At 75.5% G+C, this 24,855-nt stretch carries 28 protein-coding genes; 5 read left to right on the plus strand and 23 right to left on the minus strand.

Going from position 1 to position 24,855, the window contains the following annotated elements; translation table 11 throughout:
- Position 1 precedes the first annotated feature (1 nt).
- The 23 genes from BLW43_RS09590 to BLW43_RS22900 all read right to left on the minus strand — a co-directional run bounded on the left by BLW43_RS09590 (position 2) and on the right by BLW43_RS22900 (position 20,675).
- Positions 2 to 895, minus strand: a complete 894-nt coding sequence (locus BLW43_RS09590) for a hypothetical protein (protein WP_093252354.1) — start codon at positions 893 to 895, stop codon at positions 2 to 4.
- A complete protein-coding gene (locus tag BLW43_RS09595) occupies positions 892 to 3,924 on the minus strand; it encodes a hypothetical protein (protein ID WP_139284023.1) in 3,033 nt (1,010 codons plus the stop codon). Before BLW43_RS09595 ends, BLW43_RS09590 begins: the two co-directional genes overlap by 4 nt.
- A gap of 159 nt (positions 3,925 to 4,083) precedes the next feature.
- Positions 4,084 to 4,428: a gas vesicle protein K gene (locus tag BLW43_RS09600; RefSeq protein ID WP_245730990.1), complete on the minus strand. Its 345-nt coding sequence runs from the start codon at positions 4,426 to 4,428 to the stop codon at positions 4,084 to 4,086.
- Complete coding sequence (locus BLW43_RS09605; protein ID WP_175478830.1) at positions 4,425 to 5,075, minus strand: GvpL/GvpF family gas vesicle protein; 651 nt, start codon at positions 5,073 to 5,075, stop codon at positions 4,425 to 4,427. Before BLW43_RS09605 ends, BLW43_RS09600 begins: the two co-directional genes overlap by 4 nt.
- Positions 5,072 to 5,284, minus strand: coding sequence for a gas vesicle protein (locus tag BLW43_RS09610; RefSeq protein WP_093252357.1), 213 nt, complete (start codon positions 5,282 to 5,284; stop codon positions 5,072 to 5,074). Before BLW43_RS09610 ends, BLW43_RS09605 begins: the two co-directional genes overlap by 4 nt.
- Positions 5,281 to 6,162, minus strand: coding sequence for a GvpL/GvpF family gas vesicle protein (locus tag BLW43_RS09615; protein WP_093252358.1), 882 nt, complete (start codon positions 6,160 to 6,162; stop codon positions 5,281 to 5,283). The genes BLW43_RS09610 and BLW43_RS09615 overlap by 4 nt, the downstream gene beginning before the upstream one ends.
- A 16-nt stretch (positions 6,163 to 6,178) precedes the next feature.
- Positions 6,179 to 7,255 carry a GvpL/GvpF family gas vesicle protein gene (locus BLW43_RS09620; RefSeq protein ID WP_093252359.1) on the minus strand — a complete coding sequence of 359 codons (1,077 nt, stop codon included), beginning with the start codon at positions 7,253 to 7,255 and terminating at the stop codon, positions 6,179 to 6,181.
- The gene (locus BLW43_RS09625; RefSeq protein ID WP_093252360.1) at positions 7,252 to 9,447 is read right to left on the minus strand and encodes an AAA family ATPase; all 2,196 of its coding nucleotides are present in this window, start codon (positions 9,445 to 9,447) and stop codon (positions 7,252 to 7,254) included. Before BLW43_RS09625 ends, BLW43_RS09620 begins: the two co-directional genes overlap by 4 nt.
- Complete coding sequence (locus BLW43_RS09630) at positions 9,444 to 9,698, minus strand: gas vesicle protein GvpG (protein ID WP_093252361.1); 255 nt, start codon at positions 9,696 to 9,698, stop codon at positions 9,444 to 9,446. The genes BLW43_RS09625 and BLW43_RS09630 overlap by 4 nt, the downstream gene beginning before the upstream one ends.
- 7 nt (positions 9,699 to 9,705) lie before the next feature.
- Entirely contained in the window at positions 9,706 to 10,476 is a 771-nt protein-coding gene (locus BLW43_RS09635) for a GvpL/GvpF family gas vesicle protein (RefSeq protein ID WP_093252362.1), read from the minus strand.
- The gene (locus BLW43_RS09640; protein ID WP_093252363.1) at positions 10,473 to 11,033 is read right to left on the minus strand and encodes an Hsp20/alpha crystallin family protein; all 561 of its coding nucleotides are present in this window, start codon (positions 11,031 to 11,033) and stop codon (positions 10,473 to 10,475) included. Before BLW43_RS09640 ends, BLW43_RS09635 begins: the two co-directional genes overlap by 4 nt.
- Before the next feature lie 11 nt (positions 11,034 to 11,044).
- Complete coding sequence (locus BLW43_RS09645) at positions 11,045 to 11,392, minus strand: gas vesicle protein (RefSeq protein WP_093252364.1); 348 nt, start codon at positions 11,390 to 11,392, stop codon at positions 11,045 to 11,047.
- Positions 11,389 to 11,727, minus strand: a complete 339-nt coding sequence (gene gvpO / locus BLW43_RS09650; RefSeq protein WP_093252365.1) for a gas vesicle protein GvpO — start codon at positions 11,725 to 11,727, stop codon at positions 11,389 to 11,391. The genes BLW43_RS09645 and gvpO overlap by 4 nt, the downstream gene beginning before the upstream one ends.
- The gene (locus BLW43_RS09655) at positions 11,724 to 11,984 is read right to left on the minus strand and encodes a hypothetical protein (protein WP_093252368.1); all 261 of its coding nucleotides are present in this window, start codon (positions 11,982 to 11,984) and stop codon (positions 11,724 to 11,726) included. The genes gvpO and BLW43_RS09655 overlap by 4 nt, the downstream gene beginning before the upstream one ends.
- Positions 11,981 to 13,186: a gas vesicle protein GvpN gene (gene gvpN, locus BLW43_RS09660; RefSeq protein ID WP_093252370.1), complete on the minus strand. Its 1,206-nt coding sequence runs from the start codon at positions 13,184 to 13,186 to the stop codon at positions 11,981 to 11,983. The genes BLW43_RS09655 and gvpN overlap by 4 nt, the downstream gene beginning before the upstream one ends.
- Before the next feature lie 267 nt (positions 13,187 to 13,453).
- Positions 13,454 to 14,731, minus strand: coding sequence for a 4-coumarate--CoA ligase (pcl, locus tag BLW43_RS09665; protein ID WP_093252372.1), 1,278 nt, complete (start codon positions 14,729 to 14,731; stop codon positions 13,454 to 13,456).
- Positions 14,732 to 14,736: 5 nt separating this feature from the next.
- Positions 14,737 to 15,837 (minus strand): hypothetical protein, encoded by a 1,101-nt coding sequence (locus BLW43_RS09670; RefSeq protein ID WP_093252374.1) that lies wholly within the window; start codon positions 15,835 to 15,837, stop codon positions 14,737 to 14,739.
- Positions 15,838 to 15,862: 25 nt separating this feature from the next.
- Complete coding sequence (gene pyp / locus BLW43_RS09675) at positions 15,863 to 16,237, minus strand: photoactive yellow protein (protein ID WP_093252375.1); 375 nt, start codon at positions 16,235 to 16,237, stop codon at positions 15,863 to 15,865.
- A 46-nt stretch (positions 16,238 to 16,283) separates the two neighbouring features.
- Complete coding sequence (locus BLW43_RS09680; RefSeq protein ID WP_093252377.1) at positions 16,284 to 16,712, minus strand: hypothetical protein; 429 nt, start codon at positions 16,710 to 16,712, stop codon at positions 16,284 to 16,286.
- A gap of 401 nt (positions 16,713 to 17,113) precedes the next feature.
- Complete coding sequence (locus BLW43_RS24295; protein WP_139284024.1) at positions 17,114 to 17,779, minus strand: hypothetical protein; 666 nt, start codon at positions 17,777 to 17,779, stop codon at positions 17,114 to 17,116.
- A 107-nt stretch (positions 17,780 to 17,886) separates the two neighbouring features.
- Positions 17,887 to 18,099 carry a gas vesicle structural protein GvpA gene (gvpA, locus tag BLW43_RS09690; RefSeq protein WP_093252384.1) on the minus strand — a complete coding sequence of 71 codons (213 nt, stop codon included), beginning with the start codon at positions 18,097 to 18,099 and terminating at the stop codon, positions 17,887 to 17,889.
- Positions 18,100 to 18,377: 278 nt separating this feature from the next.
- Positions 18,378 to 19,985, minus strand: a complete 1,608-nt coding sequence (locus tag BLW43_RS09695) for an HAL/PAL/TAL family ammonia-lyase (RefSeq protein ID WP_093252386.1) — start codon at positions 19,983 to 19,985, stop codon at positions 18,378 to 18,380.
- Positions 19,986 to 20,087: 102 nt separating this feature from the next.
- Positions 20,088 to 20,675 (minus strand): zinc-ribbon domain-containing protein, encoded by a 588-nt coding sequence (locus tag BLW43_RS22900; RefSeq protein WP_175478831.1) that lies wholly within the window; start codon positions 20,673 to 20,675, stop codon positions 20,088 to 20,090.
- A gap of 187 nt (positions 20,676 to 20,862) precedes the next feature.
- Here BLW43_RS22900 and BLW43_RS09705 point away from each other — a divergent pair, with 187 nt between their 5' ends.
- Genes BLW43_RS09705 through BLW43_RS09725 form a run of 5 tightly spaced genes read left to right on the plus strand, consistent with a single transcriptional unit; the run spans position 20,863 to position 24,752 of the window.
- Positions 20,863 to 21,531, plus strand: a complete 669-nt coding sequence (locus tag BLW43_RS09705) for a cell division ATP-binding protein FtsE (protein ID WP_093252715.1) — start codon at positions 20,863 to 20,865, stop codon at positions 21,529 to 21,531.
- A complete protein-coding gene (locus BLW43_RS09710; protein ID WP_093252388.1) occupies positions 21,528 to 22,439 on the plus strand; it encodes a cell division FtsX domain-containing protein in 912 nt (303 codons plus the stop codon). The genes BLW43_RS09705 and BLW43_RS09710 overlap by 4 nt, the downstream gene beginning before the upstream one ends.
- 11 nt (positions 22,440 to 22,450) lie before the next feature.
- Positions 22,451 to 23,173, plus strand: a complete 723-nt coding sequence (locus tag BLW43_RS09715; RefSeq protein ID WP_245730991.1) for a lysophospholipid acyltransferase family protein — start codon at positions 22,451 to 22,453, stop codon at positions 23,171 to 23,173.
- A 41-nt stretch (positions 23,174 to 23,214) separates the two neighbouring features.
- On the plus strand, positions 23,215 to 24,000 hold the full coding sequence (locus BLW43_RS09720; RefSeq protein ID WP_093252390.1) for an exodeoxyribonuclease III: 786 nt from the start codon (positions 23,215 to 23,217) through the stop codon (positions 23,998 to 24,000).
- On the plus strand, positions 23,997 to 24,752 hold the full coding sequence (locus BLW43_RS09725; RefSeq protein WP_175478832.1) for an enoyl-CoA hydratase/isomerase family protein: 756 nt from the start codon (positions 23,997 to 23,999) through the stop codon (positions 24,750 to 24,752). Before BLW43_RS09720 ends, BLW43_RS09725 begins: the two co-directional genes overlap by 4 nt.
- The last annotated feature ends 103 nt before the right edge of the window (positions 24,753 to 24,855 follow it).

Below are 24,855 nucleotides of genomic sequence, written 5' to 3' on the forward strand. Positions count from 1 at the left end.
CTCAGGCCTCCTTGCGATCCGTCTCATCGGTCGAGGCGTCGGCCGCGGTCTCGATCGACGGGCGAGCGAGCGTGACCACGCGCCCCGAATTGAAGATCGACGGCGCCCTGGCGGGCGTCGCGGCGCCGCCGCGCGCCGCCTGGGCGGCGAACTCGGCGGTAAGGGCGGCGCGCAGCTTCCCGGCGACATCCTCGCCCAGGGTCGCGGCGGCCGTCTCCATCGCGGTCGCGACGTTCATGGCGACAGCGTCCGCCACCGCCTGCGTCAGCGCCTCGCGCAGCGCGGCCTCGTCGAGCGCCGGGGTCTCGGGCCGCGCTGCGACGTCGGCCTCGGCTGCTTCGACCGCCGTCGCAGGCGCGGGGGGCGCCGGCGCCGGCGCCGCGCCGCCGAGCGCGGCGATCTGCGCCGAAAGCGCCAGCGCCGTCTCAGTGATCGGGGCGATGTCGGCGCGGACGGAGTTGGAGACGGTCTCGCCCACGCCGTCCAGCGCCTCGGCCAGCTTCTGCTGGTCGTCGCGCAGCGCCTCGTTGCGCGCGAGCGCGCGACGGTCGGCCTCGGTGATCTGCGCGTTGAGCTCCGCCGCCGCTGCGCCCATCGCCTCGGTGACGGTCTCGGTCAGGCTGTCGCGCATCTCGGTCTGGCCCTTGGCGATGCCGGAGAGCAGCGAGCCGAACGACGCGACGTCGTCGCGCACCGCCTCGAGCGCCCCGGTGTCGAGTTTGGGCGGGGGCGGGATCGCGGAGACGCTCTCCTCGACGCGGCGAAGCCCTTCCCTGAGCGATGCCTCGACGCTCGACTGCGCGCGCATCCCGCGCCACAGCGCGAAGCTCGACAGCCCGATGGAGGCGAAGGCGAGGCCGCCCGCGGCGGCGGCGGCGAGGATGAGGTCGCTCACAGCGCGCGCCCCAGGCGCGGCGCGGCGGCGCGGGCGGCGGCGGCGCGCGTGTTCTCCATCCGCTCCATCCGGGCGAGGAACTCCGCGAGCGTGGCCGAGACGCGCTCCATCAGCGCCTCCGCCGCGTCGCCTCCGCCGCCGCCGTCGCTCGCCGTCGCGTCGATGTAGCGGGCGTGCAGGCCGTGAAGTTCGGCGCATTCCTCGCGGACGCGCTGCACCATGTCCACCAGCGCCGCGGCGTGGTCGGCGCCGAGCCCCGCCGCGCTGTCGATGCGCTCGCCCACCTCGTGCAGGCGCTCGGCGAGCGGGGCGAGCGCCTCGCGCAGCGCCTCGCCGTCCATCCCGGCGGCCTCGGGGCCGCTGTCGGCCAGCCGTCCGACCTCCGCTTCGAGGCGGGAGGCGACGGTCTGCAGGCCGAAGGAGAGGCGCGCGAGGCTCTCGCGCTCGCGCTTGAGGTCGATCGAGCCGCCGGCGCCGTGGCGCTCCAGCGCGGCGCGCAGTTCCGCCGCGGCCGCGGCCACCTCACCGCCGTCCTGCGCCGCGGCCAGCTCGCCGAGCCGCACCTCCAGCGCGTCGAGGCGGGGGGCCAGCGCCTCGGCGACGCCGCTCGCGTCCGCGCCGCGCGCGCTCGCGGCGACCAGCCGGCCGATCTCGGCGTCGAGACGGCCGAGCATGGTCTGCAGCGCCGATGAAAGTCGGGTGAGCCCTTCGCGCTCGCGGTGCAGGTCGATCTGGTTGGTCGGCCGCGCGGCCAGCGCGCGGACCTCGCCGATCACGTCGGCGGCCAGCGTCGCCGCGCCTGGCGCGTCTTCGAGCGCGGCGCGAAGCTCGCCGGCCGCACGCGCCACCGTCGCCTCGATCTCGTCGAGCCGCGGGGCGAGGCGCTCCGCGGCGTCGGAGCCGGCGGCGCCGATGGCGGCGGCCTCGACCAGCCGCGTGATCTCGCCGTCCATCCGGTTGAGCATCGTCTGGAGCGCCGAGGACAGCCGGGTGAGCCCCTCGCGCTCGCGGTGAAAGTCCACGGCGGGCGGCGTCGGGAGCGGCCGCTCCGCAAGGGCGGCGAGCGCCGCGAGGTCGGCGCGCATCGCGGCGACGTCCCCGGCGGCGGCGTCGAGGCCCGAGAGGCGGCCCCTGATGTCGTCGATCCCCGCGAGCTTCGCGCCCAGCGCGTCGAGCGCCGAGCTCTGGGCGGTCTCGAAGGCGTCGATCCGGGACGAGAGCGCCTCGCCGCCGCCGCCGGCCTCGATCATCCGGGTGATCTGGCCGTCGAAGCGGGCAAGGATCGTGTGCAGGGCCGAGATCATCCGGGTCAGGCCGTCGCGCTCACGGGCGAGGCTCTCGGTCGGATCGGGGCGGGCGGAGAGCCGGGCGAGGGTTCCGGCGAGGGCGTCCATGCGCGCGTCGAGGCGGGTTTCGAGCGCCGCCATCGGCGCGGCGATCGCCTCCTCTGGGGCGGGCGCGGGTTCGGAGAGGCGCGCGGCGACGGCCGCGAGGGCCTGCTCGAGCCGCGCGAGGGCCTCGGGGGCGTCCGTCGGGGCGTCGGCCAGTCCCTGCAGCGCCGCCTCGATGCGGTCGATCCGCTCGGCGAGCTCCGGCGCTGCGGCCTGCGGCGCGGCGAGGGCGGCCTCGATGCGGGCGAGCGCGGCGTCGGCGTCGGGCGCCGGCTGCGCAGGCGCGGCGGCCAGCGCGGCGAGGGCGGTCTCGATGCGTGTCAGCCGCGCGGCGGTCTCGGCGTCCGCGCCGGCCGGGCGGGCGGCGAGGCCGGCCAGCGCGGCCTCGATGCGGTCCATGCGCCGGGCCTCGGCCTCGCCGGCGGCCTCGGCTTCTGCGTCGGTCGTGGCGGCGGGGGCCTGCGCGAGCGCGGCCAGCGCCGCCTCGATCCGCTCCAGTCGCGCGGCGGCGGCTTCGGCGGCGGCCTGGGTGGCGGGATCGACCTGCGCGGCGGGCGCTTCCGAGAGCGCGGCCAGCGCCGCCTCGATGCGGTCGAGGCGCTCGACCGCGGCTTCGGCGGCGGCTTCTGCGGCGCCGCCGGCGACGGCCGGCGCCTCGGCCATCGCGGCGAGCGCGCCCTCGATCCTGGCGAGGCGGTCGTCCATGGCGCCGCCGTCCGCCAGCGCGGCGGTCGCGGCGTCGATGCGCGCCAGTCGGTCGTCAGACGCGGCGTCGCCCTCGGCGCCGGCGAGGCCCGCCAGCACGGCCTCGATGCGGTCCAGCCGCTCCAGCGCGGCGGCGCCCTGCGGCTCCGCCGGCGTCTCGGCCAGCGCCGCGAGCGCAGTCTCCATGCGGGCGAGCCTGTCGGTCAGCGCGTCGCCGTCGCCCGGCGCGAGCGCCGCCAGCGCCGCGTCGATGCGCTCCAGCCGCGCTGCGAGGTCTTCGGGCTCGGCCGGCGCGGCGAGCGCGGCGAGCGCGTCCTCGATGCGTCCGAGCCGCGCAGCCGTGTCCGCGCCGTCGCCGGTCTCGCCGGTCTCGCCCGCGTCGCCGGCGGCGGTCAGCGCCGCCTCGATCCGCGCCAGCGTCTCCATCATCGCGGGGTCGGCCTCGCCCCGGTCCGCCCCGGCGGCGCCGGCCTCAAGGCCGGCGGACAGGCGCTCCTCGAGCCGGTCGACGAGTTCGCTGATCCGCGCGGCGGTGGCCTCGGCGGCGGCGGCGGCGTAGCCCGCGTCGATCACCACGCGCCGGTCGGTCGAGAGCGCCTCGTCCGGCCGCGCCAGCGCGCCAAGCAGGGTCAGCATGTCGGAGGCGCGGCGTTCCGGGGCCTGCGCGGGCGCCTCCAGCGCCACGATCGTCGGCGGCGTCGGCGCGCCCAGCTTCTCGGCGAAGGCGCTGGCCACGGCCTCGGGGTCGCCCTTGCACTCGAAGGCGTAGCTCAGCGGATCGATTCGGTAGATCGGCCCGTCGACCAGTTCGGCGAGAGCCTCCAGCGCGGCCACCTCGTCGTCGAGAGAGGCCTCCGCGGCCAGCCCGTCGGGAAAACTCAGGTGGTGGGTGGCGACGCCGGCCTGCGCAAGGCGCATGAGGGTCTCATCCATCGATTGCTGATCGGCCATGGCTGTCGTCCGTTTCTAGACCTCGGCGCCGCGACGCCCGCCCTTCTGGCCGACCCGCGAGGAGAGGCTTGGGCCAAGATGGTTAAATTTGTCTCCCCCGAGTCGGCGTTCACCGCGCCTTTCGCCCGCGCTGCGCGCGCATCACGAAAGTCTGCCGAGCGCGCCGAGATCGAGCGACAGGTCCGCCTCCTCCAGCCCGAAACGGCCTGCGAGATCGCGCAGGGCGGCCGCCGCGCGCATCAGCGTCTCGCCGACGCGCGCCTCCTCCTCGGGCGTCAGGGCGCCCGCCTCCATGCGGCGGATCGCCTGCAACTCCATGAGTTTGCGAATAAACTCCATCAGGCCCAGCACCAGCCGCGCCAGATCCCGCTCCACCGTCTCGGGGGAGAGGGCCACGCGCCCGTCCGGAGCCGAGGCCAGCAGCGCCTCGACGGCGGCGGCGCAGTCCTCGGCGTCGAGCGCCATCGTGGCGCGCGCCCCGCTCACGACGCGGCGCCCTGCGCGGCGGCGACGAAGCTGAACGCGGGCCAGGGGCCGGTGAGCCCCGCGCCGAGCCCGCGGGCGGCGGCCTCCACGCGCTGGCCGGCGCCGCGCGGGGCGAGCACGGCGACGTCGACGCCGCGCCCGGCGGCGGTGTCGAAGCCGCGCGCGCGGGTCTCGCGCGCCACGCCGGCCAGCGCGGCGGCGGCGTCGGCCTCCGCGCGTCGGCGGTCGCGCGCCTCGGCGCCGTGCGCCGCCGCCCGCGCCCTGAGCCATGCGCGGCCGTCGGACGGTTCGCCCGCCGCCGGCGTCGCATCGGCGGCGGCGCGGGGCGGCAGGGAGAGCGTCAGCACCCACTCCGCCTGGTCCGCGAGCCGCGCCAGCGCCTCCGAGAGCGCCTCCGCCTCGGCGTCGAGCCAGGCGCGCGCGGCCTCGATCGAGAACCGCCCGCCGTGCACGGGAGCGAAGGCCCCGGCGGCGGCGGCGGCGCGCGCGGTCGCGGCCACGCGCGCGCCGGCGGCGCCTTGACCCTCCGTCGCGGCGTCGAGCACCGCGGCGAGCGGTCCGGACTGCGCGAGCGTCAGGCCGGCGGCCGCGATCGCCGCCGCGTCGGCCGCGCGGGCGGCCCCGAGCAGGATCAGCGCGGCGGTCATCGGCCCGCGCTCCATGAGGCGCGAACGGCCTCGGGCGAGGCGAGCACGATCTGCGCGCCGACATAGACGAGCTCCACGTCGGCGACGGTCAGCCACAGCTCGCCGCGCACGACGACGCCGCGCGCCAGAAGCCGGTCGATCACGTCGACAAGCGCCGCGTCCTCGCCGACGCAGGTCGCGGCGGGCGCGGGGGAGGCGGCGTGGCTCACGGCGCGGCTTTCGCGTCGCCCGATCCGTTTGCGGCCGCGGGCGCCGCGTCGGGGACGGGCTCTGCGGCGGGCTCCGCGGTGGAGTCCTCGGCGGGTTCGGGCGCAGGCTTGGGTTCGGCGAAGCTGTAGGCCGGCCAGGGCCCGGTGATCTCGATGGCGAGCCCGGCTGCGGCGGCGGTCTCCGCCAGCCCGAGCGCGCGCGAGCGCAGCGCCGCGGTCTCGAGGCGCGAGACGAGGAGCGCCGCGTCGGCCAGGCGCTGCGTTCCATCGGCGGCGGGACGGGGCGGGAAGAGCGCCACGTCGCGCGCCTTCACCGTCAGCTCCGCCACGAGCCGCGTCACGGCCTCGGCCTGTTCGGCGGCGGCGCGGCGGCGGGCGTCGCGCGCCGCGGCGACGCCGCGCAGGTAGCCGGCGCCGTCGTCGGGTCTGGCGGAGAGCGCCGGCCGCGGCGGCGGGCCCGATGTTTCGGGCGCCAGCACGATGCGGGCGCCCATCTCGACGCTGCCGGCGATGCGGTCGAGGATCGCGGCGTGGCGCTCGGCCTCGGCGGCGATCAGCGCGGCGGCGGCGGCGGGGCCGGAGGCGAGCGCGCCGAAGCGGGCAGGGGCCACGTCGGTCTCACGGGCGTAGGCCGCAAGGATCGCGTTGTGACGCATGGCCTCGGCCGCCTGCCGCGCCGGATCGGCCGCGGCGTCGAGCAGCGACGGCGACACGAGGGCGAGCAGGTCTCCGACCTCGATGCGGCTGTGCGGCGGCGCGCCAGCCGGTCGCCGCGCGCCGGCGCGCACCACGCCGTGGACGATCCAGCCGGGCAGGGGCGCGTCGGGGCTGCGGGCGGTCGCGGTCGATGCGGGGGCGTGCGCTTCTGTGGATGTCATCGGGCTTCTCCGGCAGTCAGGCGGCGCGCGCGCGGGAAGGGGCCGCGGGGCCCTCCGCGTCGCTGCGCAGGGTGAGGAAGGGGCCTTCCGGCGCTTCGCCGGCGGCGAGCCGCGCCGCGCGGGCGGCGCCGGCGGCTGCAAGCAGCGCCGCGGCGGCGCGGGCCTGCGCGACGGCCTCGCCGGCGCCCGAATGCGCTCCCGGCGGCGTATCGGGATGCGCGTCGGGGTGCGCGGCGGCGGCGGCGCGACGGAAGGCCGCCGAAACGCGCCCCGGCTCCTCCAGCGGCCAGGCGAGGCCCAGCGATCTGGCCGCGGCGTCCAGGTCGGCGGCGTCGGGGCGCTCGACCGCGACTGCGGCGAAGGTGATCGCGGGGCTGGGGCCGATGAGGCGGATCCGAAGGCCCTCGGGCCAGATGGCGTCGATCGCCTCCAGGCGCCGCTCCAGAAGGGCGAGGCCGGGCGCGTCGGTCAGCGCGACGAGGTTGAGCAGGTCGGCCTCGTCCTCCGGCGGCAGCATGGCGGTCGCCTCGGCGACGCCGGCCAGATCGGCCGCGAAGCCGGCGCCGAGCCGCGCCCGCAACGCCGCCGCCCCCTGAGCGAGCGCCCGCGCGAAGGCTTGGCGGCCGTCTCCGGCGCGGGTCGTCGCGGCGGCGATCTCCGGCGCGTCGCGGAACCGCGCCAGCGCCTGCGGCGCGTCCCACGAGATGCGGACCTGATGCTGCGCGAAGCCCGTCAGCCGCGCCAGCGCCTCGCGCAGCGCGTCCGCGCTCGCGGCCAGCGCGCCCCGGGCCTCGCCGGGCGCAAGCCGCGCGCCGGGCGCGGCGGGCAGCACCGCGCCGCCCCGCATCAGCGCCTCAAGCAGTTTCTGGCGCGCGACAAGCGCCGCGCCGGCGGCCTTCCGGGCCGTTGCGCCGCCGCGCGCCGCGGCGCCAAGAAGGCCCCGCAGGCCGCCGACCGAGGGCGCCGGCGCGAAGATGGCCGTCAGCGGCCCCCGCCGCGAGAATGCGAGCTCCGACGGGCCGCCCCCCCCCGCCTCCAGCCGTCCGGCGTCGTCGGCGCCCATGACGGCGACGAACTCCATCGGTCGCGTCATGCGCCGTCTCCCCTGCCGCCGTCGCCGCGCAGGGCGGCGTTGGATCGGGCGCGCGCGGCGCGCGCCGCGGCGAAGTCGAGCATCCGCACCTGCGGCGCGGCGCCGTCGCCGGCCCTTAGCGCGCGGCGCAGCGCCGCCCGAGCCGCGCCCTGCGCCAGCGCCCGCAGCTCCGCGCCGCTCCACCCGTCGGCGGCGTTGGCCAGCGCCTCGAGGTCGACGTCCTCGGCCAGCGGCGTCTCCCGCGTGTGCACGGCGAGGATGTCGCGGCGGGCGGTCGCGTCGGGCGCGTCGAGGCGGATGATCTCGTCGAAGCGCCCCGGCCGCAGCAGCGCTGGGTCGATGGCGTCGGGGCGGTTGGTGGCGCCGAGCAGAAAGACGCCGCGGCTCTGGCAGATGCCGTCGATCTCCACGAGAAGCTGCGCGACCACGCGGGTCATCGCCGCGTCCGCCGCGCCGCGGGCCGGGGCCACCGCGTCGATCTCGTCGAAGAACAGCACGCAGGGCGCGGCGTGGCGGGCCTGCGCAAAGAGCTCCGCGACCGCCTTCTCGCTGTCGCCGAGCCAGCGCGAGACGAGATGCGCGCCGCGCACGGCGATGAAGTTGGCCTGGCTCTCGGCGGCCAGCGCGCGCGCCAGCAGCGTCTTTCCCCCGCCCGGCGGGCCGGCGAGCAGCACGCCGGAGACGGGCGCGAGGCCGAGGGCGCGATGGGCGGCGCCATGGCGCATCGGCCAGATCACGGCCTCGGTCAGCGCCTGCTTGGCGGCGTCGAGCCCGCCGATGTCGGACCAGCGCGCGTCGGGGATCTCGACTTGGGCGGCCCTCAGCGCCGAGGGGCCGACCACGGCGCGGGCGGCCTCCATGTCGGCGCCTGTGACGCTGAGCGTGGCGGCGTCGACCTGCTCCATGCCGCCCGCCTCCAGCGCGGCCCGGGCGACGGCGGCCATGGCGGCCTCGCGCGCCAATGCGGCGAGATCGGCCCCGACGAAGCCCGGCGTCGCCTCGGCCAGCGCTTCGAGGTCGACGTCCGGCGCCAGCGGCGCGCGCTCCAGATGCAGCGCGAGGATGGCGCGTCGGGCGGCGCGGTCGGGCGCGGCGAAGGCGATCTCGCGGTCGAAGCGGCCCGGCCGGCGCAGCGCGCCGTCGAGCGCATGGGGCATGTTGGTCGCGGCCATCACCACGACCTGCCCGCGCGCCGAGAGCCCGTCCATCAGGGTCAGGAGTTGCGCCACCAGCCGGCGTTCGAGCTGCTTCTCGCCCGAGAGATCGCCGCGCTTTGGGGCGATGGCGTCGATCTCGTCGATGAAGATCACCGCCGGCGCCCGCTTTTCGGCGGCGGCGAACACCTCGCGCAGCTTGGCCTCGCTGTCGCCGTAGTGCTTGGAGACGATCTCGGGCCCGTCGATCTGGAAGAAGGCCGCGCCGCTCTCCTCCGCCACGGCGCGCGCCAGCAGCGTCTTGCCCGAGCCCGGCGGGCCCGTGAAGAGCACCCCGCGCGGCGGCGTGACGCCCAGGCGGGCGAAGAGGTCGGGCCGCTTCAGCGGCAGCTCGACCATCTCGCGCACGCGGGCGACCTGCGCCTCCAGCCCCGCGACGCCGCCGTAGCGGGAGGCGGCTTCGGGCGCGCTGAGCGTGAGGCGGGCGGCGGCGGTCATGCGGGCCAGCGGCGCGGGGTCGAGCGCGGCGACGACGGCGGTGAAGCGACGCCCGCCGGGCAGCCGGCCGGCGACGACGGCCCCCTCGCTCAGCGGATGGTCCTCCAGCGCGGCGGCGATCTCCGCGGCGTCGCGCGGGGCGGCCCCGTCGAGGCGAAGGGTGAGCGCGGCGGCGGGGGGCGGCGCCGGCGCCGCGCTGACCTCGGCGGCGTCGCCGAGCGCGAGGCCGGCGCTGGCGCGCTGCGCCTCGTCGAGGCGGATGCGCGCGGCCGCGGCGTCCGAAGCGCGGGCGGATCGGTCGCCGACCTGGGCGGCGATGGGGGCGCCGATGGGGGCGCGCAGGGGAAGGGCGCGGGCGTAGGCCGTTCCGGAGCCCTTTATGCGCAGCAGGTCGCCGGGGCGCAGGCCGAGGGCGGCCATCGCGGCGGGTTCGATGCGGGCCACGCCGCGGTCGGCGTCGGTCGGCGCGGCGGCGTCCACGACCAGCCGCGCCGCGGCGGTTCGGGAAGCGGCCTCGGGAGCGGGGCCCTCATGGGTCATGGCTGGGCCGCGCGGCCGCGTCGCTGCGCCTCCATCAGCCGGTCGAGCAGCACCGCCTCCGCCGCCTCGAAGGTTTCCTCGTCGATCTCGCCGGCGTCGAGCCGCCGCTCCATGTCGATCAGCGCGCGCTTGATGGCGGCGGGGTCGTGCAGCTCCGCCTCGGCGCTCTCATGGATCTTCTGCGCGACCCACAGCGCGCCCTTGATCGGGCCGCTGACGGGCAGGGTGAGCAGCGTCGAGAGGATGCCCATGGCGGCCTCAGGCGGCCTGCGCCGGCGCGTCGAGCGCCAGCGACACGAAGTTGTAGGCTGGCGCGGGACCGACCAGCTTCAGCGCCGCCGCCGCGTCGCCGGCGAAGTCGAGCGCCTCGGCGGCGGCCTCGGCGGCGGCGGCGAAGGCGGCCTCGTCCGCTCTCGGCAGCAGGAATTCCGCGCGCAGCGCCTCGACGTCGTCCTCCGGCGCGCGCAGCACATGGTCGCGCGCCAGCGGCTTCAGCGCGGCGAGCAGGGCGCGCTGCGCCTGCTTGCGGCGGTCGTCCAGCGCCTCGGCGACGCGGCGGCCAAGCTCCATCAGCGCCATCTGCGCCTCGGCGCTCGCCCTGCCGGCCATGATGCGCGCGCGCGCCTCGGCGAAGTCGGGGCGGGCGCGTCCGAGCGCGGCCAGCGCCGCCTCCCGCGGGAAGGTGACGCGCAGGCCGTATTCGGCGAGGCCGTCATGGGCGGCGAGCAGCGCCGTGAGCTCGGCCTCGCGCGGGGCGATGGCGGCCGCGACGGCCTCGGCGCTGTCGGCGACGACGCCGAAGCGCATCGGCAGCAGCGGGCCCTGCGCCATGGCGGCCTCCAGCACGCGCAGATGGGCGAGCAGGTTGCGACGGGTGCGGCGCACCTCGCCCGGCGGGATCTCGCCGACGAGCGCCGCGAGCCCGCCGGCGCGCGCGATCGACAGCGGCCCGCCCGCCAGCGGCTGGGCGTCGGCGGGGATCGCGGCGTCCTGCGCGCGCATCACCGCGTAGGCGTAGGCGGCGGTCATGCCGCGCCTCCGCGCTGGGCTGCAAGGTCGAGGATGCCGTTGACGAGCCGCGTCGAAAGCGCCTCGCGGGTCAGCCACGCCGGGGCGTCGACGGACAGCCGCCAGCGCCGCGCGCCGGTCGTCTCGACCGTCAGGCGCCCGTTCGAGAGGGTCAGCGTCAGGTCCGCCTCGGCGGCGCCGGGCAGTTCGGCGGCGAGGCTCCAGGAGGTCTCGGTCTCGAACACGTCGTGGTGCGGCTCGGCGACGCGGGGCTCGGCGAGGGGCGTCTCCGCCGGCTGCGCCGCCGCCGCCGGCGTCGCGACGGGTCGCGCCGGGTCGCGGCCGCCGCCGGCGAGACCGCCGACCTTGACCGAGAAGCCGCTGCGCATCTTCACCGGACCGCGGGAGGTCTCGACTGTCGCCTCGCGGCGCCCGTCGTCGGCGTCCTGCGCCTTCTCCGCCGCGTCGACGATCCGGGCGAGCCCTTCGGCGAGCGGTCCCAGCAGGCCGCCGAGGCGGCGGTCGATCTCCTCGATCGCCTCGCGGCCCCTCAGTTCCTTGTCGTCGCGGCTGGCCATGGGCGGGCTCCTCAGACTGGCTGGGCGGCGGGGGATGGTCGGGCGTCGAGATCTGCGTCGAGGCTTGCGTCGAGCCTCGCCTCGATGCGGGCGATCTGGGCGCGCAGGGCGTCGTTCTCGGCCTGAAGCGCGCGGGCCGAGGCCGACAGCGTCGGGTCGGCGCTCCACCAGTCGATGCCCATCTCCTGCGCCTTGTCGACCGAGGCGATCAGCAGCCGCAGCTTGATGGTGACGAGCTCGATGCCGACGAGCGAGATCGACACGTCGCCGGCGATCACCACGCCGCGGTCGAGCACGCGCTCCAGGATGTCGGCCAGCCCGTCGCCGCGGGCGGCGCCCTCGACGCCATAGGCGCTCATCGGCCCGCCCTCGCGGCGTCATTGCGGTGATAGCGCCCGGTCCGGGTGAACTTCGTGACGTCGCCCTCGGGGCTCAGCGTCACGTCGTAGGCGGCGATGAGGTCGTTGTCGCCCATGCGGGCGGGGGCCTCGACCACGTCGACGCTGACGCGCCACGCGCCGTCGACCATCTCGCAGTTGGCGACCGCATCCACCCGCAGCTCGGTGTAGAGCGCGACGGCGCGGCGGGCGAGGCTCATGGCGTCGGCGAAGCCCACCGGGCCGGGCCTTGGGGCGAGATCGGGCGCCGGATCATGGCCGAGCGCCTGCGCCTCTCGGCGGGCGTGCGCGCTCACGGCGTTTTCCGGTCTGCGGTTTCGCGCGCGTCGGCCTCGGCGAGCATGGCGCGGAGATTGCGGCTCTTGAGCCGGCAGGCGTCGCGGGTCTCGGCCGAGAGCGCGGCGCGACGGGCGAGCAGGGAAAGGTCGCGGTCGAGCCGCTCGCGCTCGAACTCGGCGCGGACGAGTTCGATGGCGGCCTCGGTCCGCGTGCGCGGGCTGCGCGCCACCGCGCTGGCCGGTCGGCGATGGATGGCGGGCTGGGGGCGTTTCATGCTGCGGGCTCCGTCACGATGGCGTCGGGCGCTGGTGCGAATGGGTTGGCGGGGCGTCGAGCACGGCAGGCGTCGCGGATCGCGGCGCGCAACGCCTCGGCGTGGGCCGCGCGCCCGGCCCCGTCCGCGCCGCGGGGCGCGCGCGCCTCCAGCACGTCGAGGCAGATCTGGGCGAAGCGCTCGTCGCGCGCCTGCGCCCTGACGCCGAGCGCCGCCATGATGCGGCCCAGCAGGATGGCGGTGCGCAGCGAGGCGGGGCTGGCCGCGCCGGCCCTCGCGCCGCTCTCGCGCACGGCGCGCACCAGCCGCACCACCACGTCGGCGTCCTCCTCGGCAAGCCCGGTGCGGCTGGCGACGATGCCGCGCTCGGCGGCGTGGTCGCCCCACGAAAGGTCGAACGTCACCATGCGGTCGAACAGCGCGTCGGGCGCGGCGGAGACGCCGGCGTACTCCTCGGGGTTGGAGGTGAGGATGGCGCGGAACTCGGGGTGCGCGCGGACGTAGCGCCGCCCGCTGGCCGGGTTGGAGAGGATCAGCACCCGCTCCTCCAGCGCCGAGAGCAGAGCGTTGTTGGCTTCGGCGGGAGCGCGGGTGAACTCGTCGTAGATCAGCGTCCAGCCCCTGGTCATCGCCTCGGTGAGCGCGCTGTCGGACCAGGCGACGCGGGTGGCGGAGGCCGTCTTGACGACGCGGCTCACATAGCGGTCATGCAGGCGTGTCGTGGTCTCGCCCACTTCGCGGCCGAGCAGGTCGGCGCTGGTCATCCGGCTGTCGCCCGTCACCATCGAGACCGGTCGGCCGAGCCAGGCGGCGACATGGAGCGCCAGCGTCGTCTTGCCGGCGCCGGCGGGGCCGCGGAAATGCACGGGCGCCCCGGCGCGCAGGTAGGCGACCGCGCGCGAGTGCATCGAGCGCAGTTCGGCGTCCATGAAGAGGTCGGCGCGCGGGCGCAGGATCAGTGCGCCGGCGGCGGCGGAGGCCGCCTCGTCCACCATGGCGGCGAAGACGTCGCCCGGGTCGGCGCCCTCGGCGGCGCCGGGCGCGTCCAGCGCGAGGGGCTCCGGCGCCGCGCCGAGGGGCGCGTCGTCGTCGGGCAAGGGCGCCGCGCCGTCGTCCGCGTGGCCGCCGTCGTCGCGAAGGCTCGTCGTCATGTCGTCTTCGGGGGTCGCCGGCGCCGCTGCGCCGAAAAGCCGTCCGCCCATCGTCGTCTCCAGTTCTTGGAGGAGGGATCTTGTTTGACGGGACGTTACGGGCCGAATCGTTGTCGCTTGGTGAATTGCGACCGAAGAACGGGCCGCGCCGTGGCGTCAGTCACAGTCGGTCGGCCTGCGGCCTCGGACACGGCGCGTCGGCCTGCGGCCTCGGGCACGGCGCGTCGGCCTGCGGCCTCGGACACGGCGCGTCGGCCTGCGGCCTCGGGCACGGCGCGTCGGCCTGCGGCCTCGGGCACGGCGCGTCGGCCTGCGGCCTCAGTTCCAGTCGGTCGGCTTGCCCATCGCGTTCAGCGGCAGTCCGGGGCCGAAGGCGAAGCGCGCCGGACGCTCAGGGGCGGGCAGGGCGGCGCAGTGCGCCTCCAGCGACTGGACCAGCGACTGGACCGGCGACCCGGCCGCCGCGCCGGACGCGGGGACGACGAAGGCCTTGAGCCGCGCCCCGGCGCCGGCGCCGCCCAGCCGCACCGCGCAGTCCGCGACGCCGGGATGTCGGAGCAGGTGCGCGCGAACCCGTTCGGTCGAGACGTTGACGCCGCCGACCTGCACCGCGCCGTCAAGCCGGCCCGCCGGCGCGAAGCATCCGTCGCCGCGCCAGTCGATGCGGTCGGGCGGCGCCAGGCGCGCCCCGTCGCGGCGCCGCCGTATCTCCGCGCCGTCGCAGGCGAGATGGGGCAGCGGCGCGAAGGGCGCGCCGGCTTCGTCCCGCCAGCCGAGCCCGCCAGTCTCGCTCGATCCATAGATCTCCACCAGCCGCCCGAGCCCGGCCTCGGCCAGGGCCGTCCACAGCGCTTCCGGCGCCGGGGCGGTCGAAGTCACGCCGGTCACGCCGGGTCGGAACCGCGCGCCGCTGCGCAGCATCAGATCCCACAGGAAAGGCGTGGCGATGACGACGTCGCCCTCCCGCGCCTCCGACGCCGCGCGGGCGGGCCCCCAGGCGCGTCCGTCAAGCGTCTCGACGCCGCGGAGGTCGGGGGCGAGACCGCCCCACAGGAAGCCGTAGATGTGCTGCGGCGGCGCAAGCGCGATCACGCGCCCCCCGCCCGCGGCCCCGAGAATGGCGCGGTGGCCGCGCGCCTCCTCCACGAGATCGGCGAGCGCATGGGTGATCGGCTTCGGCGCGCCGGTGGAGCCGCCGGTGAGGAAGGTGATCCGCTCGGCCCTGAGCCGCAGGCTGGCCGCGACGATGTCGCGCCAGTCGCCCAGCGTGGGGCGCACCACGAGGTAGTCCTCGGCGCCGGTCTCGTGCAGGTGGAAGAACTGGTTGACCCTTGCGATGATCTCCAGCCGCGCGAGGCTGTCGGCGCCGAGCGCCGGGCAGGGCGCATCTCCGGCGGCGTCCTCGTCCAGGCGGGTCGCCGCGGTCCAGCGGGTCCATTCGGCGGGGCCGACCGTCCGACCGCGGATGCGGCCGAACTCCTCCGCCACCAGCGCATCGATCACGCGCGCAAGAAGCGGGGACGAGATCGCCCCGCCGGCGGCGACTGGCGCCGCAGGCGGGGCGTCGGCGCACGGAGCGTCGATCTGCGCCGTCATGGGGACTACTCGACGTCGAGATCGTGCAGGATCTCGCCAAGCAGCGACCTGTACTGGCGGCGAGCCTCCGCGGCGCGAGCGCGCAGCGCGAGCGCATGGGCGGCCATCTCCGGCAGCGAGAGCGTCGGGTCGTCCGGCTGGACGTCCACGCGCACGTCATCGGCCGGATCGAACGCCTCGAGATGCGCCACGAGGCCGCCGAAATCGTCGAACTCCCAGGCGCGGATCACGTCCTGCTCGCCCTCGTCGCGAAAGAACAGCTTCACGGCCGCGACGAAGCGCTGGTCGATGGTGCGGAACAGCTGGATCTCGTACCAGCAGGGCGCGCCGGGCACGAAGCTCATCGACATCGCCAGCTCGGCGCCGTGGAAGCGGAGCGGCTTGGCGCCGACGCGCTTGATCGCGTGCGCCTCGGGGCCGCCCATCATCGGCGCGGGCGCGTCATAGGTCTGCTCCGGCATCTGTCGGTCGGCGTAGGGGCTCATCTGGGACATTCTTTCGGTCTCCAACGTTGCGGTGGGACTGATCGGCGGCGGCGGCGAAATGGGCGCGGCGCCATGCGGCGCAGCAAGATTGTCGGGCCCAGGGACTGCGGGCGGGTTCGCGAACGGGGCCGGACGCAGGGGCGCGTCGAGGCCGCGGACCTCGTCGAGATCGGGTCCGACGGCGGGCGCGGCGCGGCGCAGCGACGCGGCGAAGGCCGCATAGCCGCGCCGCATTCCCGCCGCGAGCGCGGCAAGGCTCTCGGCGCGCGCGCCGCCGGCTTCGAGACAGGTCGGAAGGCAGGCCGCGGGGTCCAGCCGGTCGATCAGCGCGTCGAGATCTTCCGGCCCTGCGACGGAACTCGCCACATGCAGCGCCGCGCCCCCCGTTTCGCCGCGCGGATCGACGCCGACGCGTGCGATCGCCTCGCCCTCCTCGGTCAGGAACAGCTCCAGGGCGAATCGCGCCCCGGTTTCATCGCAGTCCATCTCCGAGGAGAGCAGCCGCGCGCCCGAGAAGGCGAGGGGCCGCGCGCCGTCGCGCCGCAGCGCGAAACGCTCGGAGGGCGCGCCCGTCACGGGGGCGCCGGTCTCCTCGCGCATCGCGCCTGCGTGGAACGTCATCGCGGCCTCCGCCTTCCCGCCGGGCTCAGGCCCGCTTCACGAACATCCAGCAGGACTGGCCGTCCGGCTGGGACTTCAGGTGGATGCGCACCCTCACATTCGCGCCCTTGTAGCCGAACTCGTAGTCGAACAGCGTGTTGACCTGGCCAGTCTTGTGGAACTTCATGAACTCGCCATGAAAACGCTTCCCCTTTGCGCAGGGTGCGATGTCGTTGAAGAAGTTCTTGCCGACCACGGCGCCTGGCTCGCGGCCGGCGATGAGACCCTCGGCCTTGTTGTACTTCAGGATCTGGGCGTTGCGGTTCAGCAAGACGGCGCCGAAGGGCAGATACTCGGCGCGAGCGGGCTCGCGGCTGAGGATGTTGTCGATGTCCTTGCTGCCGAAGGGGATGATTTCCATCAGTATGCTCCTTGCACGTCAGGTCCGACGAGGCGGTTGGTTCTGATCACTCGGGAATTTCGGTGGTGTCGACGCCGTCGACGTTCTTCAGGAACGAGTCGCTGCGCGTCCGCGACATGTCGTGGATGCGGGCGATGACAGGCTCCGCGTCCTCGCCCTGCCTGCGGCCGACCGGAGAAATCCAGCGATAGTCCATCGGCCCCATCGACACGGTGCACTGGGGCACCGCCTCGAATCGGGCGCCTGCGTCGTAAACCGCGCTGTCGATCTCCATCTCGTCCGCCTCGCCAAACTCCGCAAGCGCCTTCAGCTCCTCGATCTGGCCGTCGGTGCTGAGCTTCTCGGTCTGGGCGATGATCTCGGCGGCCGCCTCCAGCACCCATTCTGCGAAGTTGCCGCGCACGATCAGGCCATGCGCCGGGTAATGAAACTCGTAGGTGTCGCCTTGTTTTCTCAGGTATCCAAGGTCATTCATGGTCGGTATGCTCCTTTGACTTGGCATACTGGAACTGAACGCCGCCGCCAGTTTCAGTCGTGGAACGAAATCAAACTCGTATTTAGATGTTAAGCGAAGCTTATGCCTGAGATTTTTGCAGTTATGATTTGAATGGATATTTATGCTGTCCGTTATGGTTAACAGACCCTGAAAATTGTTGAAAAGTTGAATCATGTCCCGCACGGTAGCGAACCAATCGGGAGATGACGTCATGGCTGTCGGTGGAGTGCGGTTCGCTGTTCGCGAAGACGGAGAGGATGTGCTGGTTTACCACACCTCCTCGATCAAGGAGGCGGTGAAGACGCTCGACTTCATTCGCGAGTATTTCCCGAACGCACAGTTCGTCTTCGAGCCCCTGCGTCACTGACGGCGCAGGCGCGTCAGCCGAGGCGGGCGCTTGCAAGGGCCCGCAGCGCCTGCACGTCGACCAGGCGACCGACAAGGCCCAGCCGGTCCGCCAGCGCGTCGGGGTCAGATGCGGCGAGGTCGTGGAGCGTGGCCACGCCGGCCTGCCCAAGCAGCCAGACCAGCCCAGGCCCGACGCCGGGAAGCGCCGCGATCGCTTCGGGGCCGTCCTCGATGCGTGGCGCCGGCCGCATGGCCGAGGGCTGCGGGTTCCAGTAGCGCCGCGCGCGAAGGGGCGGCGTCGCCGGCCGTGTGGCGGGGGCGGCGGTGGGCGTCGGCCGCGCGGCGGGCTCCGCCAGTTCAGCTGCGCCGGGGTCGGCTTCCGGGTCGGCGTCGGGGGCGGAGCCCGTGAAACTCGCCGCGAGCGCCGGCGCAGGCGTCTCGTGGTCGGGGTCGTCCTCCGCCGGCGCGGCCAGGCGCGCCGCGTCGGCCGAGACCGACATCACCGACATGTCGTCGTAGGGATCGCTCTGCGCTGCGGCGCATTCGACGGCCTGCGCCGTCTCGAGCGCTGGCGCGCCCTCGGCCGGCGCAGGGCGTCGAACGCCGGCGCGGCGTTCGATCCTGAATTCGCGGAGCTTCGTCCGGGCCTCGGCGCGCACTGCGCGCGCACGGGCGCGATAGTCAGCGTCGTTGGTCACGGCCGTCTCCATCCGCCATCAAGAGCGGGGCCCTCGGACGGGAGCGCGCCGCGCCCCCGTCCGCGCCCCCGTCCGGGCGCCAGTCCGCGCCGCCGGACAGGCTGCGGTCAGGCCGCCTGCGGGTCGGCCGTCAGGCCGATGGCCTCGGCGTACTTGAGCCAGGTCTCGACGGAAGCCACCACCGCGCGGACCTCGATCGCCAGCAGCTCGATGCCGACGAGGGAGACGCGGATGAAGGCGTCAATCACGACGCCCTTTTCGAGAACCCGGTCGACAACCTCTGCGAGGCTCGTGGACGCGACACTCTTTTCAATCGCCATAGTTGCACCTTTCTGTATCCAGCGCCGCCGGCGCAGGGGTGACGTCTGTTGGTCACGATCAACCACTAGGGCGCAGGCTCTAAAAATTGGTGAAGCGCCTCGATTATGTGCAATTCGTACTTTGAAATGCAATAAAAATGTCCGCAAGTTTTTCTAAATAGGTGAGTGAAACAGATTTGTTCGCATGTTTTATTCCGATGCCTTCGGCGCGATGGAGGAGTTTGACGCGCCGCCTGGATGCGCTGCGCCGTCGAAGCGCCCGCCGCGGCGGCGCGCGGTCAACCGGGAGGGTCGCTCCCCGCCATCGCCTCGGCGAGCGCCGCGATGTCGGGGCTGAAGGGGCGGTCGCAGGGCGCTTCCGGCGCCGTCGCCCGCACCCAGGCGCAGACGGCGCGGCTGGCCGGGCCGAGCCGCGGTTCGTGCTCGCCGCGCTCGGCGAGGATGTCGCCGCCCTGCGCCACGGCGAGCGCGAGAATGGCGAGCACGGCGCCGGCGTCCTCGATCTGCGCCGCGGCGTTGCGGGCCGCGATGGTGCCCATGCTGACGACGTCCTGATTCGCGCCGTTGGTCGAGATCGACTGCGCCGAGGCCGGCGTCGCGCGCGTCCGCATCTCGGCGAGCAGCGCGGTGGCCGTCACCTGCGCCCCCATCAGGCCGCTGTTCAGCCCGGCGGGGCCGCGGTGCAGGAAGGCCGGGAGCCCGCCGTTGAGACGCTCGTCGGTGAGGCGCGCGACCTGCCGCTCCGCCAGCCCCGCGAGCGCGATCATCGCCGTGTTCAGCGCGTCCGACGCGAAGGCGACGTGCTGGCCCATGAAGTTGCCGCCATGCAGCGCAGGCGGTCCGCCGACCGGAAAGATCGGGTTGTCGGTGGCGCTGTTGAGTTCGCGCCGCACCACCGTCTCGTGCCACGTCGCGGCGTCGCGCACCGCGCCGATCACCTGCGGCGCGCAGCGCAGGGTGTAGGCGTCCTGCGCGGCGCGGTCGGCGCGGCGCGAATCACCCGCGGGCTGGGCGTCGATGCGGCGCAGGGAGGCGGGTTCGGCGTCGAGACGCGCGGCGCCGGCGGCGCGGCGGCGGAGTTCGGCGGAGGCCAACGCCTGTCCAGGATGCGGCCGCGCCTCGGAGAAGGCGGCGCTCCACGCCTCCAGCCGGCCCGAGAGCAGTTCGGCCGCGCCCACCGTCAGCGCCTCGGCCCATGCGATGAGACGGGCGGCGGCGGCGGCGTTCAGGCACGCGACGCCTGTCATGGCGGAGGTGCCGTTCACCAGCGCCAGGCCGTCGCGGGCGCGCAGCGTCAGGGGCGGGCGGCCGAGCGCGGCGAACACCTCGGCGTCGGGCGCGTCCGACCCGTCGGCCCGGATGAAGCCGCCGCGGCCCATGAGCGCGAGCGCCATGTGCGACAGCGGCGTGAGGTCGCCGGAGGCCCCGACGGTGCCCTTTTCGGGCACGCGCGGCGCGTATCGCGAGCAGATCAGCGCCTCCAGCAGCCCGATCGCCTCCTCCGAGGCGCCCGACCAGCCCTGTGCGATCGAGGAGAGCCGGGCCAGCGTCATCGCCCGCGCCGCCGCCCATGACAGCGGCCTGCCGACGCCGGTGGCGAGATGGTTGATCAGGTTCTCCTGCAGGGTCTCGATGTCTTCCGGCGCGGTGATGCGGTCGGCGAGCGGGCCGAAGCCGGTGCAGACGCCGTAGACGAGCCGCCGCTCCTCGATGCATCCCGCCATGCGCGCATGGGCTGCGGCCGCGGCCTCGCGGGCGCGTGGCGAGAGCGCGGCGGAGCGCAGGCCATGGGCGACCTCCGCAACCTCGGCCGGCGTCGTCGCGCCGTCGATCGTCACCGGGCCGAAAGGGGTGCGGAAGGCGCCTTCGGGCGCGCGGGTGTTCATGGATGCGGTCGCCCTGACGTTTCCTGCGTCCGGCGAGGATAGGCCGGGGCCGGTTAACGCATTCGCGCTCCAGCCGACCAAGAGCGGGCGAGCGGCGGCCTTTCAGCCGCCGCTCGCCTCATCCAGCGCCGCGCGCCCCCGCTCCACGAGGTCGGCGAGCGCCTGGCGCCCCCTGTCCACGGTCTCGACATAGCGGGCGATCGGCCCGGCCAGCTGCGGGGCTGCCGCGGCGACGGCGTCGTGGCGGGCGTAGAGCGCGACGGCCCCGAGGCTGAGGACGGCGGTCACGGCGAACCCGATCAGGAAGCCGCTGCGCGGCCGGGACGCCTCCGGCTCCTCCTCCAGCGACGCCAGCATCGGCGGCGGAGGATCGGACCGCGGGGCGGCGCCGCTCGGGACGGGGCCGCTGGGGACGAGGGCTGGCGGGGCGGCGGCTGGCGGGGTCTGGACGGGCGGGGCGGGCGACGCCGGCGCTGCGGGCAGCGCGGCCGCGGCTGGGGGCGCGTCCGCGCGGCGAGAGGCCGCCAGGGCGGGCGCCGCCGCCTCGACGTTTCCGCGCCCGGCGGGCGCGGCGCGCCGCGCGCGCCATTCGGCGCGGCAGGCGCTGCAGCGGACCATGCGGCCGCCTTCCGGGATCGCGTCGTCGGGAGCCTCGTAGACGGCGGCGCAGGCGGGACAGGTGATCTGCATGGCGCCCTCGTTCCGGCCTGCCGCCATTCGCGGCCTGTTGTCGACGGCGACGGCGCAAGCGCCTCGCCCGTCACGCTATATCCAAGGCGGGCGCCGGTTCCAAGCGCCGGGGCGGCGCTTGAGATGGCGCTGCGGCTCTGCGAAGGTCGCCGGACGCTTGCGCAACGGCGACAGGGGCCCCCCCGACGTGATCGAATTCGAAGCGACGCGCTTCAGCTATGACGCCCGCGAGGTGCTGCGCGGCGTATCGCTGTCGCTGGAGCCGGGATCGCTGCATTTCCTCACCGGACGCTCCGGCGCCGGCAAGACAACGCTGCTGAAACTCGTCTATCTGGCGCTGACGCCGACGGGCGGCGCGGTGAAGGTGTTCGGCGGCGACACCCGCGGCGCGGACCGCGCCGCCATGCGACGGCGCATGGGGCTGGTGCTGCAGGACTGCGACCTGCTGGAGCATCTCGACATCCGCGACAACATCGCGCTGCCGCTGCGCATCGCCGGGGCCGACGTGGCGGCGCGGGCCGGCGACATCGAGGAGCTCGCGGCCTGGGTGGGCCTGGGCGACAGGCTCGACGCCTTCCCGCGGGAGCTCTCCTCCGGCGAGCGGCAGCGCGCGGCGGTGGCGCGCGCCGTGGTGACGGCGCCGGAGCTGGTGCTCGCCGACGAGCCGACTGGCGACGTCGACGAGGAGGCCGCCGGCCGCATTCTGGAACTGTTTCTCGAACTCAACCGCGCCGGCGCGGCGGTGCTGGTGGCGACGCACGACATGGCGCTGATCCGCCGGGCCCAGGGCCGCGGACAGGCGCGGACGCTCCGGCTGGAGGAGGGCGTGATCATCCGCGCCGGGGCGCCGCTGTGAGCGCGCCGCGGCGCAGGCGGCGCGGGGCCGGGGCGCTGGCCCCGCGCTCGGAGGCGCCCTTTCTCGTGGCGGCGGTCTGCGCGGCGATGTGCTTTCTTGCTGTCGTGGCGCTGGAGGCCGCAGCCGGCGCCGCGCGCGTGGCCGAGGCCTGGACCGACGGGCTGAGCGGCGCCGCGACCGTGCGCGTGCCTGCGCCGGACGGGCGCGAGGCGGCCGAGCCGGTGGCGCTGGCCGCCGAGGCCGCGCTCGCCGCGACCGAGGGCGTCGCGTCGGCGCGGCTGCTCTCGGTGCAGGACATGACGGCGCTGACCGCGCCGTGGCTGGGGCCGGAGGCGGCGGACCTGCTCGGCGAAGCCCCGGCGCCGCTGCTGATCGACGTGGCGCTGCGCAGGCCGCCGCCGGACCCGGCGCAGGTGCAGGCGCGACTTAACGCCGCGGCGCCCGGCGCCGTCTACGACGACCACGCCGCGTGGCGCGCGCCGCTGGCGGACGCGGCGACGGCGTTCCGCCGCCTCGCCTTCTGGTGCGTCGGGCTCATGGGCGCCGCGCTGGCGGCGATGGTCGCGCTGGCTGCGCGGGCGAGCCTGTCAGGCGCCGCCTCCACGGTGCGGACGCTGCGGCTGAACGGGGCGCGCGACGGCTTCATCGCCGCGGCCTTCGAACGGCCGATCGCCCTGCGGGCGCTGGTCGGCGGGGCGGTGGGCGCGGCGGCGGCGGTGCTGGCGCTGTCCGCGGCGCCGGCGCTTGGTCTAGCCGACGCGCTCGGCGCGCCAGCCGCCGCCTTCGCGCCGCCCGGCCGGGACGTCGCGGGACTGGCGGCGGTCGCGCTGACGCCCGTCGTCGCGGCGGCGCTGGCTTTCGCAACGGCGCGAATGGCGATTCTCGCCATGCTGGCGCGGGTGGAGTGAGGGGACGAGCCTTGACGGCGACGCTGCGCGGGGCCGCGTTCTACGCGGTCTTCTATCCTTCCATGGCGGTCTTCGGCCTGCTCGGCTTTCCCTTCGCGCTGATCTGGAGGGGCGCCGCGCGCCATGTCGCGAAGACCTTCTTCGCCTGGACGTTCCTGCTGCTGCGGGTGTTCGGCGGCGTGCGCGTGGCGGTGCGCGGGCCGGCGCCGCGCGGGCCGGCGCTCGTCGCCGCCAAGCACCAGTCGATGCTCGACGTCTTCATGCTCTACCACGCGCTGCCGGAGGCCTTCTTCGTGATGAAGCGGGAGCTGACGCGGGCGCCGGTGTTCGGCTGGTACGCGCTGCGCGTGGGGGCGGTGCCGGTGGACCGGGGCGGCGGCGCGGCGGCGCTTGAGGCCATGGTGGCGGCGCTGACCGAGGTGGCGGGCGCGGGCGGCCAGATGGTGATCTACCCGCAGGGCACGCGCACGCCGCCGGGCGTCTCGACCGCCGAGCGGCCCTACAAGGTGGGTGTTCACGCGGTCTACGCCGCGTCGGGCCGGTCCTGCGCGCCGGTCGCCACGAATTCGGGAAGCTGCTGGCCGCGCGGGCTGTCGCTGCGCCCCGGCGTCGCGGTGCTGCAGTTCCTGCCCGAGATCGAGCCCGGCCTCGACCGCGCCGCCTTCATGGCGCGGCTGGAGGCCGCGATCGAGCCGGCCTCAGCCGCGCTGGCCAGCGCGGGCGCCCGCCGCTAGGGTCGCGCCCGGCGCGCGGCGGCGCCGGTCGAGGGTTTGGCATGGCGCTGACGGTCTGCACCTGGAACATCAATTCGGTGCGCCTGCGCGCCGGCCTCGTCGAGCGCCTGCTGCGCGAGGCCGCGCCGGACATCCTGTGCCTGCAGGAGACCAAGACGCCGGTCGACAAGTTCCCCGCCGAGCCTTTCGCCGCGCTCGGCTACCACGCGCTCGCGGCGCGGGGGGACAAGGGCTACAACGGCGTCGCGATCCTCTCCCGGGCGCCGCTGGAGCCGCTGCCCCATGTCGACTTCTGCGGCAAGGGAGACGCGCGGCACGTCGCCGCGCGCACCGGGAGCGGGCTGGAGATCCACAACTTCTACGTCCCCGCCGGCGGCGACGAGCCGGATCGCAACATCAACGCCAAGTTCGCCCACAAGCTCGATTTCGTGGCGGAGATGGCCGACTGGGGGCGCGGCCGCGCCGGCCCCGCCATCGCCGTGGGCGACCTCAACATCGCCCCGGGCGAGGACGACGTGTGGTCCCACCGGGAGTTGCTGAAGGTCGTCAGCCATACGCCGGTGGAGGTGGAGGCCTTCGAGAAGGCGCGCGCCGCCGGCGGCTGGGCCGACGTCACGCGCGACCTGACGCCCGAGGGCAAGCTCTACACCTGGTGGAGCTACCGCGCGAAGGACTGGGCGCTGAGCGACCGCGGCAGGCGGCTCGACCATGTCTGGGCGAGCGCCGACGTCGCGCCGACGGCCCGCCGCGTTACCGTCCTCAAGGGCGCGCGGGGCTGGGACAAGCCCTCCGACCACGCCCCCGTCATCGCCGAGTTCGACCTGTGAGCGCGATCCGCCTGAGCGTCGGGGGGCCGCGCGCCGACATCCGGCTCGACCGCCCCGAGAAGCTCAACGCGCTGGAGGTGGCCGACCTCGAAGCCTTCGCCGCCGCGCTCGCAGAGGTCCACGCCGCACCCGGGGTGCGGGTGCTGGTGGTGACGGGAACCGGCGAGCGAGCGTTCTCGTCGGGCGTCTCGCTCGGCGACGTCGCCACGCAGGATTGGTCGGTCAATCCGCTGACCGCGCTCTGCGACGGGCTGGAGCAGTTCCCGCTGCCGACGGTCTGCGCGCTGAACGCCAGCGTCTATGGCGGCGCGGCGGAGATCGCGCTGGCCTGCGACTTCCGCATCGGCGTGGAGGGGATGGCCTGCCGCGTGCCGCCGGCGGCGCTCGGCATCCACTACGAGCCCGCCGGCATCGCCCGCGCGATGCGCCGCATCGGCGCGCAGTGGACGCGGCGGATGTTCCTCGCGGCCGAGGCGTTCGACGCCGGGCAGCTTCTCGCGATGGGTTTCGTCGATCGCCTCGTCGCGCGCGAGAGCCTTGCGGCGGAGACCGACGCCTGCACGGAGCGTCTCGCCTGTCTCGCGCCGCTTGCGGTGCAGGGGATGAAGCAGTCGATCCTCGAGGTCGCCGAAGGCCGTCCGGACCCCGAAGCCGCGCAGGCGCGCATCGCGGCCGCCTGGGCGTCGGAGGATCTGCGCGAGGGGCTTGCGGCGATGCGCGAGAAGCGGGCGCCGTCGTTCCGCGGGCGCTGAGGCGCGCGGCGCCCGATATCCGTCGCCCCGTCGCGACCCTCGGCGCCCCGGCCTTGCGGACATGCGCCGGGATCGCCACCTGCCGCGGCGTCGGTCGAGGCGC

Origin of the sequence: Rubrimonas cliftonensis, assembly GCF_900107585.1 — a bacterium.
In the GTDB taxonomy this organism is placed as follows: Bacteria; Pseudomonadota; Alphaproteobacteria; order Rhodobacterales; family Rhodobacteraceae; genus Rubrimonas; species Rubrimonas cliftonensis.

Coding starts and splice junctions, on each gene's coding strand:
- BLW43_RS09595 (WP_139284023.1), bottom strand. CDS start 3,924: ATGGATGAGACCCTCATGCGCCTTGCGCAGGCCGGCGTCGCCACCCAC.
- BLW43_RS09605 (WP_175478830.1), bottom strand. CDS start 5,075: ATGACCGCCGCGCTGATCCTGCTCGGGGCCGCCCGCGCGGCCGACGCG.
- BLW43_RS09615 (WP_093252358.1), bottom strand. CDS start 6,162: ATGACATCCACAGAAGCGCACGCCCCCGCATCGACCGCGACCGCCCGC.
- BLW43_RS09620 (WP_093252359.1), bottom strand. CDS start 7,255: ATGACGCGACCGATGGAGTTCGTCGCCGTCATGGGCGCCGACGACGCC.
- BLW43_RS09625 (WP_093252360.1), bottom strand. CDS start 9,447: ATGACCCATGAGGGCCCCGCTCCCGAGGCCGCTTCCCGAACCGCCGCG.
- BLW43_RS09630 (WP_093252361.1), bottom strand. CDS start 9,698: ATGGGCATCCTCTCGACGCTGCTCACCCTGCCCGTCAGCGGCCCGATC.
- BLW43_RS09635 (WP_093252362.1), bottom strand. CDS start 10,476: ATGACCGCCGCCTACGCCTACGCGGTGATGCGCGCGCAGGACGCCGCG.
- BLW43_RS09640 (WP_093252363.1), bottom strand. CDS start 11,033: ATGGCCAGCCGCGACGACAAGGAACTGAGGGGCCGCGAGGCGATCGAG.
- BLW43_RS09645 (WP_093252364.1), bottom strand. CDS start 11,392: ATGAGCGCCTATGGCGTCGAGGGCGCCGCCCGCGGCGACGGGCTGGCC.
- BLW43_RS09655 (WP_093252368.1), bottom strand. CDS start 11,984: ATGAAACGCCCCCAGCCCGCCATCCATCGCCGACCGGCCAGCGCGGTG.
- gvpN (WP_093252370.1), bottom strand. CDS start 13,186: ATGGGCGGACGGCTTTTCGGCGCAGCGGCGCCGGCGACCCCCGAAGAC.
- pcl (WP_093252372.1), bottom strand. CDS start 14,731: ATGACGGCGCAGATCGACGCTCCGTGCGCCGACGCCCCGCCTGCGGCG.
- BLW43_RS09670 (WP_093252374.1), bottom strand. CDS start 15,837: ATGACGTTCCACGCAGGCGCGATGCGCGAGGAGACCGGCGCCCCCGTG.
- pyp (WP_093252375.1), bottom strand. CDS start 16,237: ATGGAAATCATCCCCTTCGGCAGCAAGGACATCGACAACATCCTCAGC.
- BLW43_RS09680 (WP_093252377.1), bottom strand. CDS start 16,712: ATGAATGACCTTGGATACCTGAGAAAACAAGGCGACACCTACGAGTTT.
- gvpA (WP_093252384.1), bottom strand. CDS start 18,099: ATGGCGATTGAAAAGAGTGTCGCGTCCACGAGCCTCGCAGAGGTTGTC.
- BLW43_RS09695 (WP_093252386.1), bottom strand. CDS start 19,985: ATGAACACCCGCGCGCCCGAAGGCGCCTTCCGCACCCCTTTCGGCCCG.
- BLW43_RS22900 (WP_175478831.1), bottom strand. CDS start 20,675: ATGCAGATCACCTGTCCCGCCTGCGCCGCCGTCTACGAGGCTCCCGAC.
- BLW43_RS09720 (WP_093252390.1), top strand. CDS start 23,215: ATGGCGCTGACGGTCTGCACCTGGAACATCAATTCGGTGCGCCTGCGC.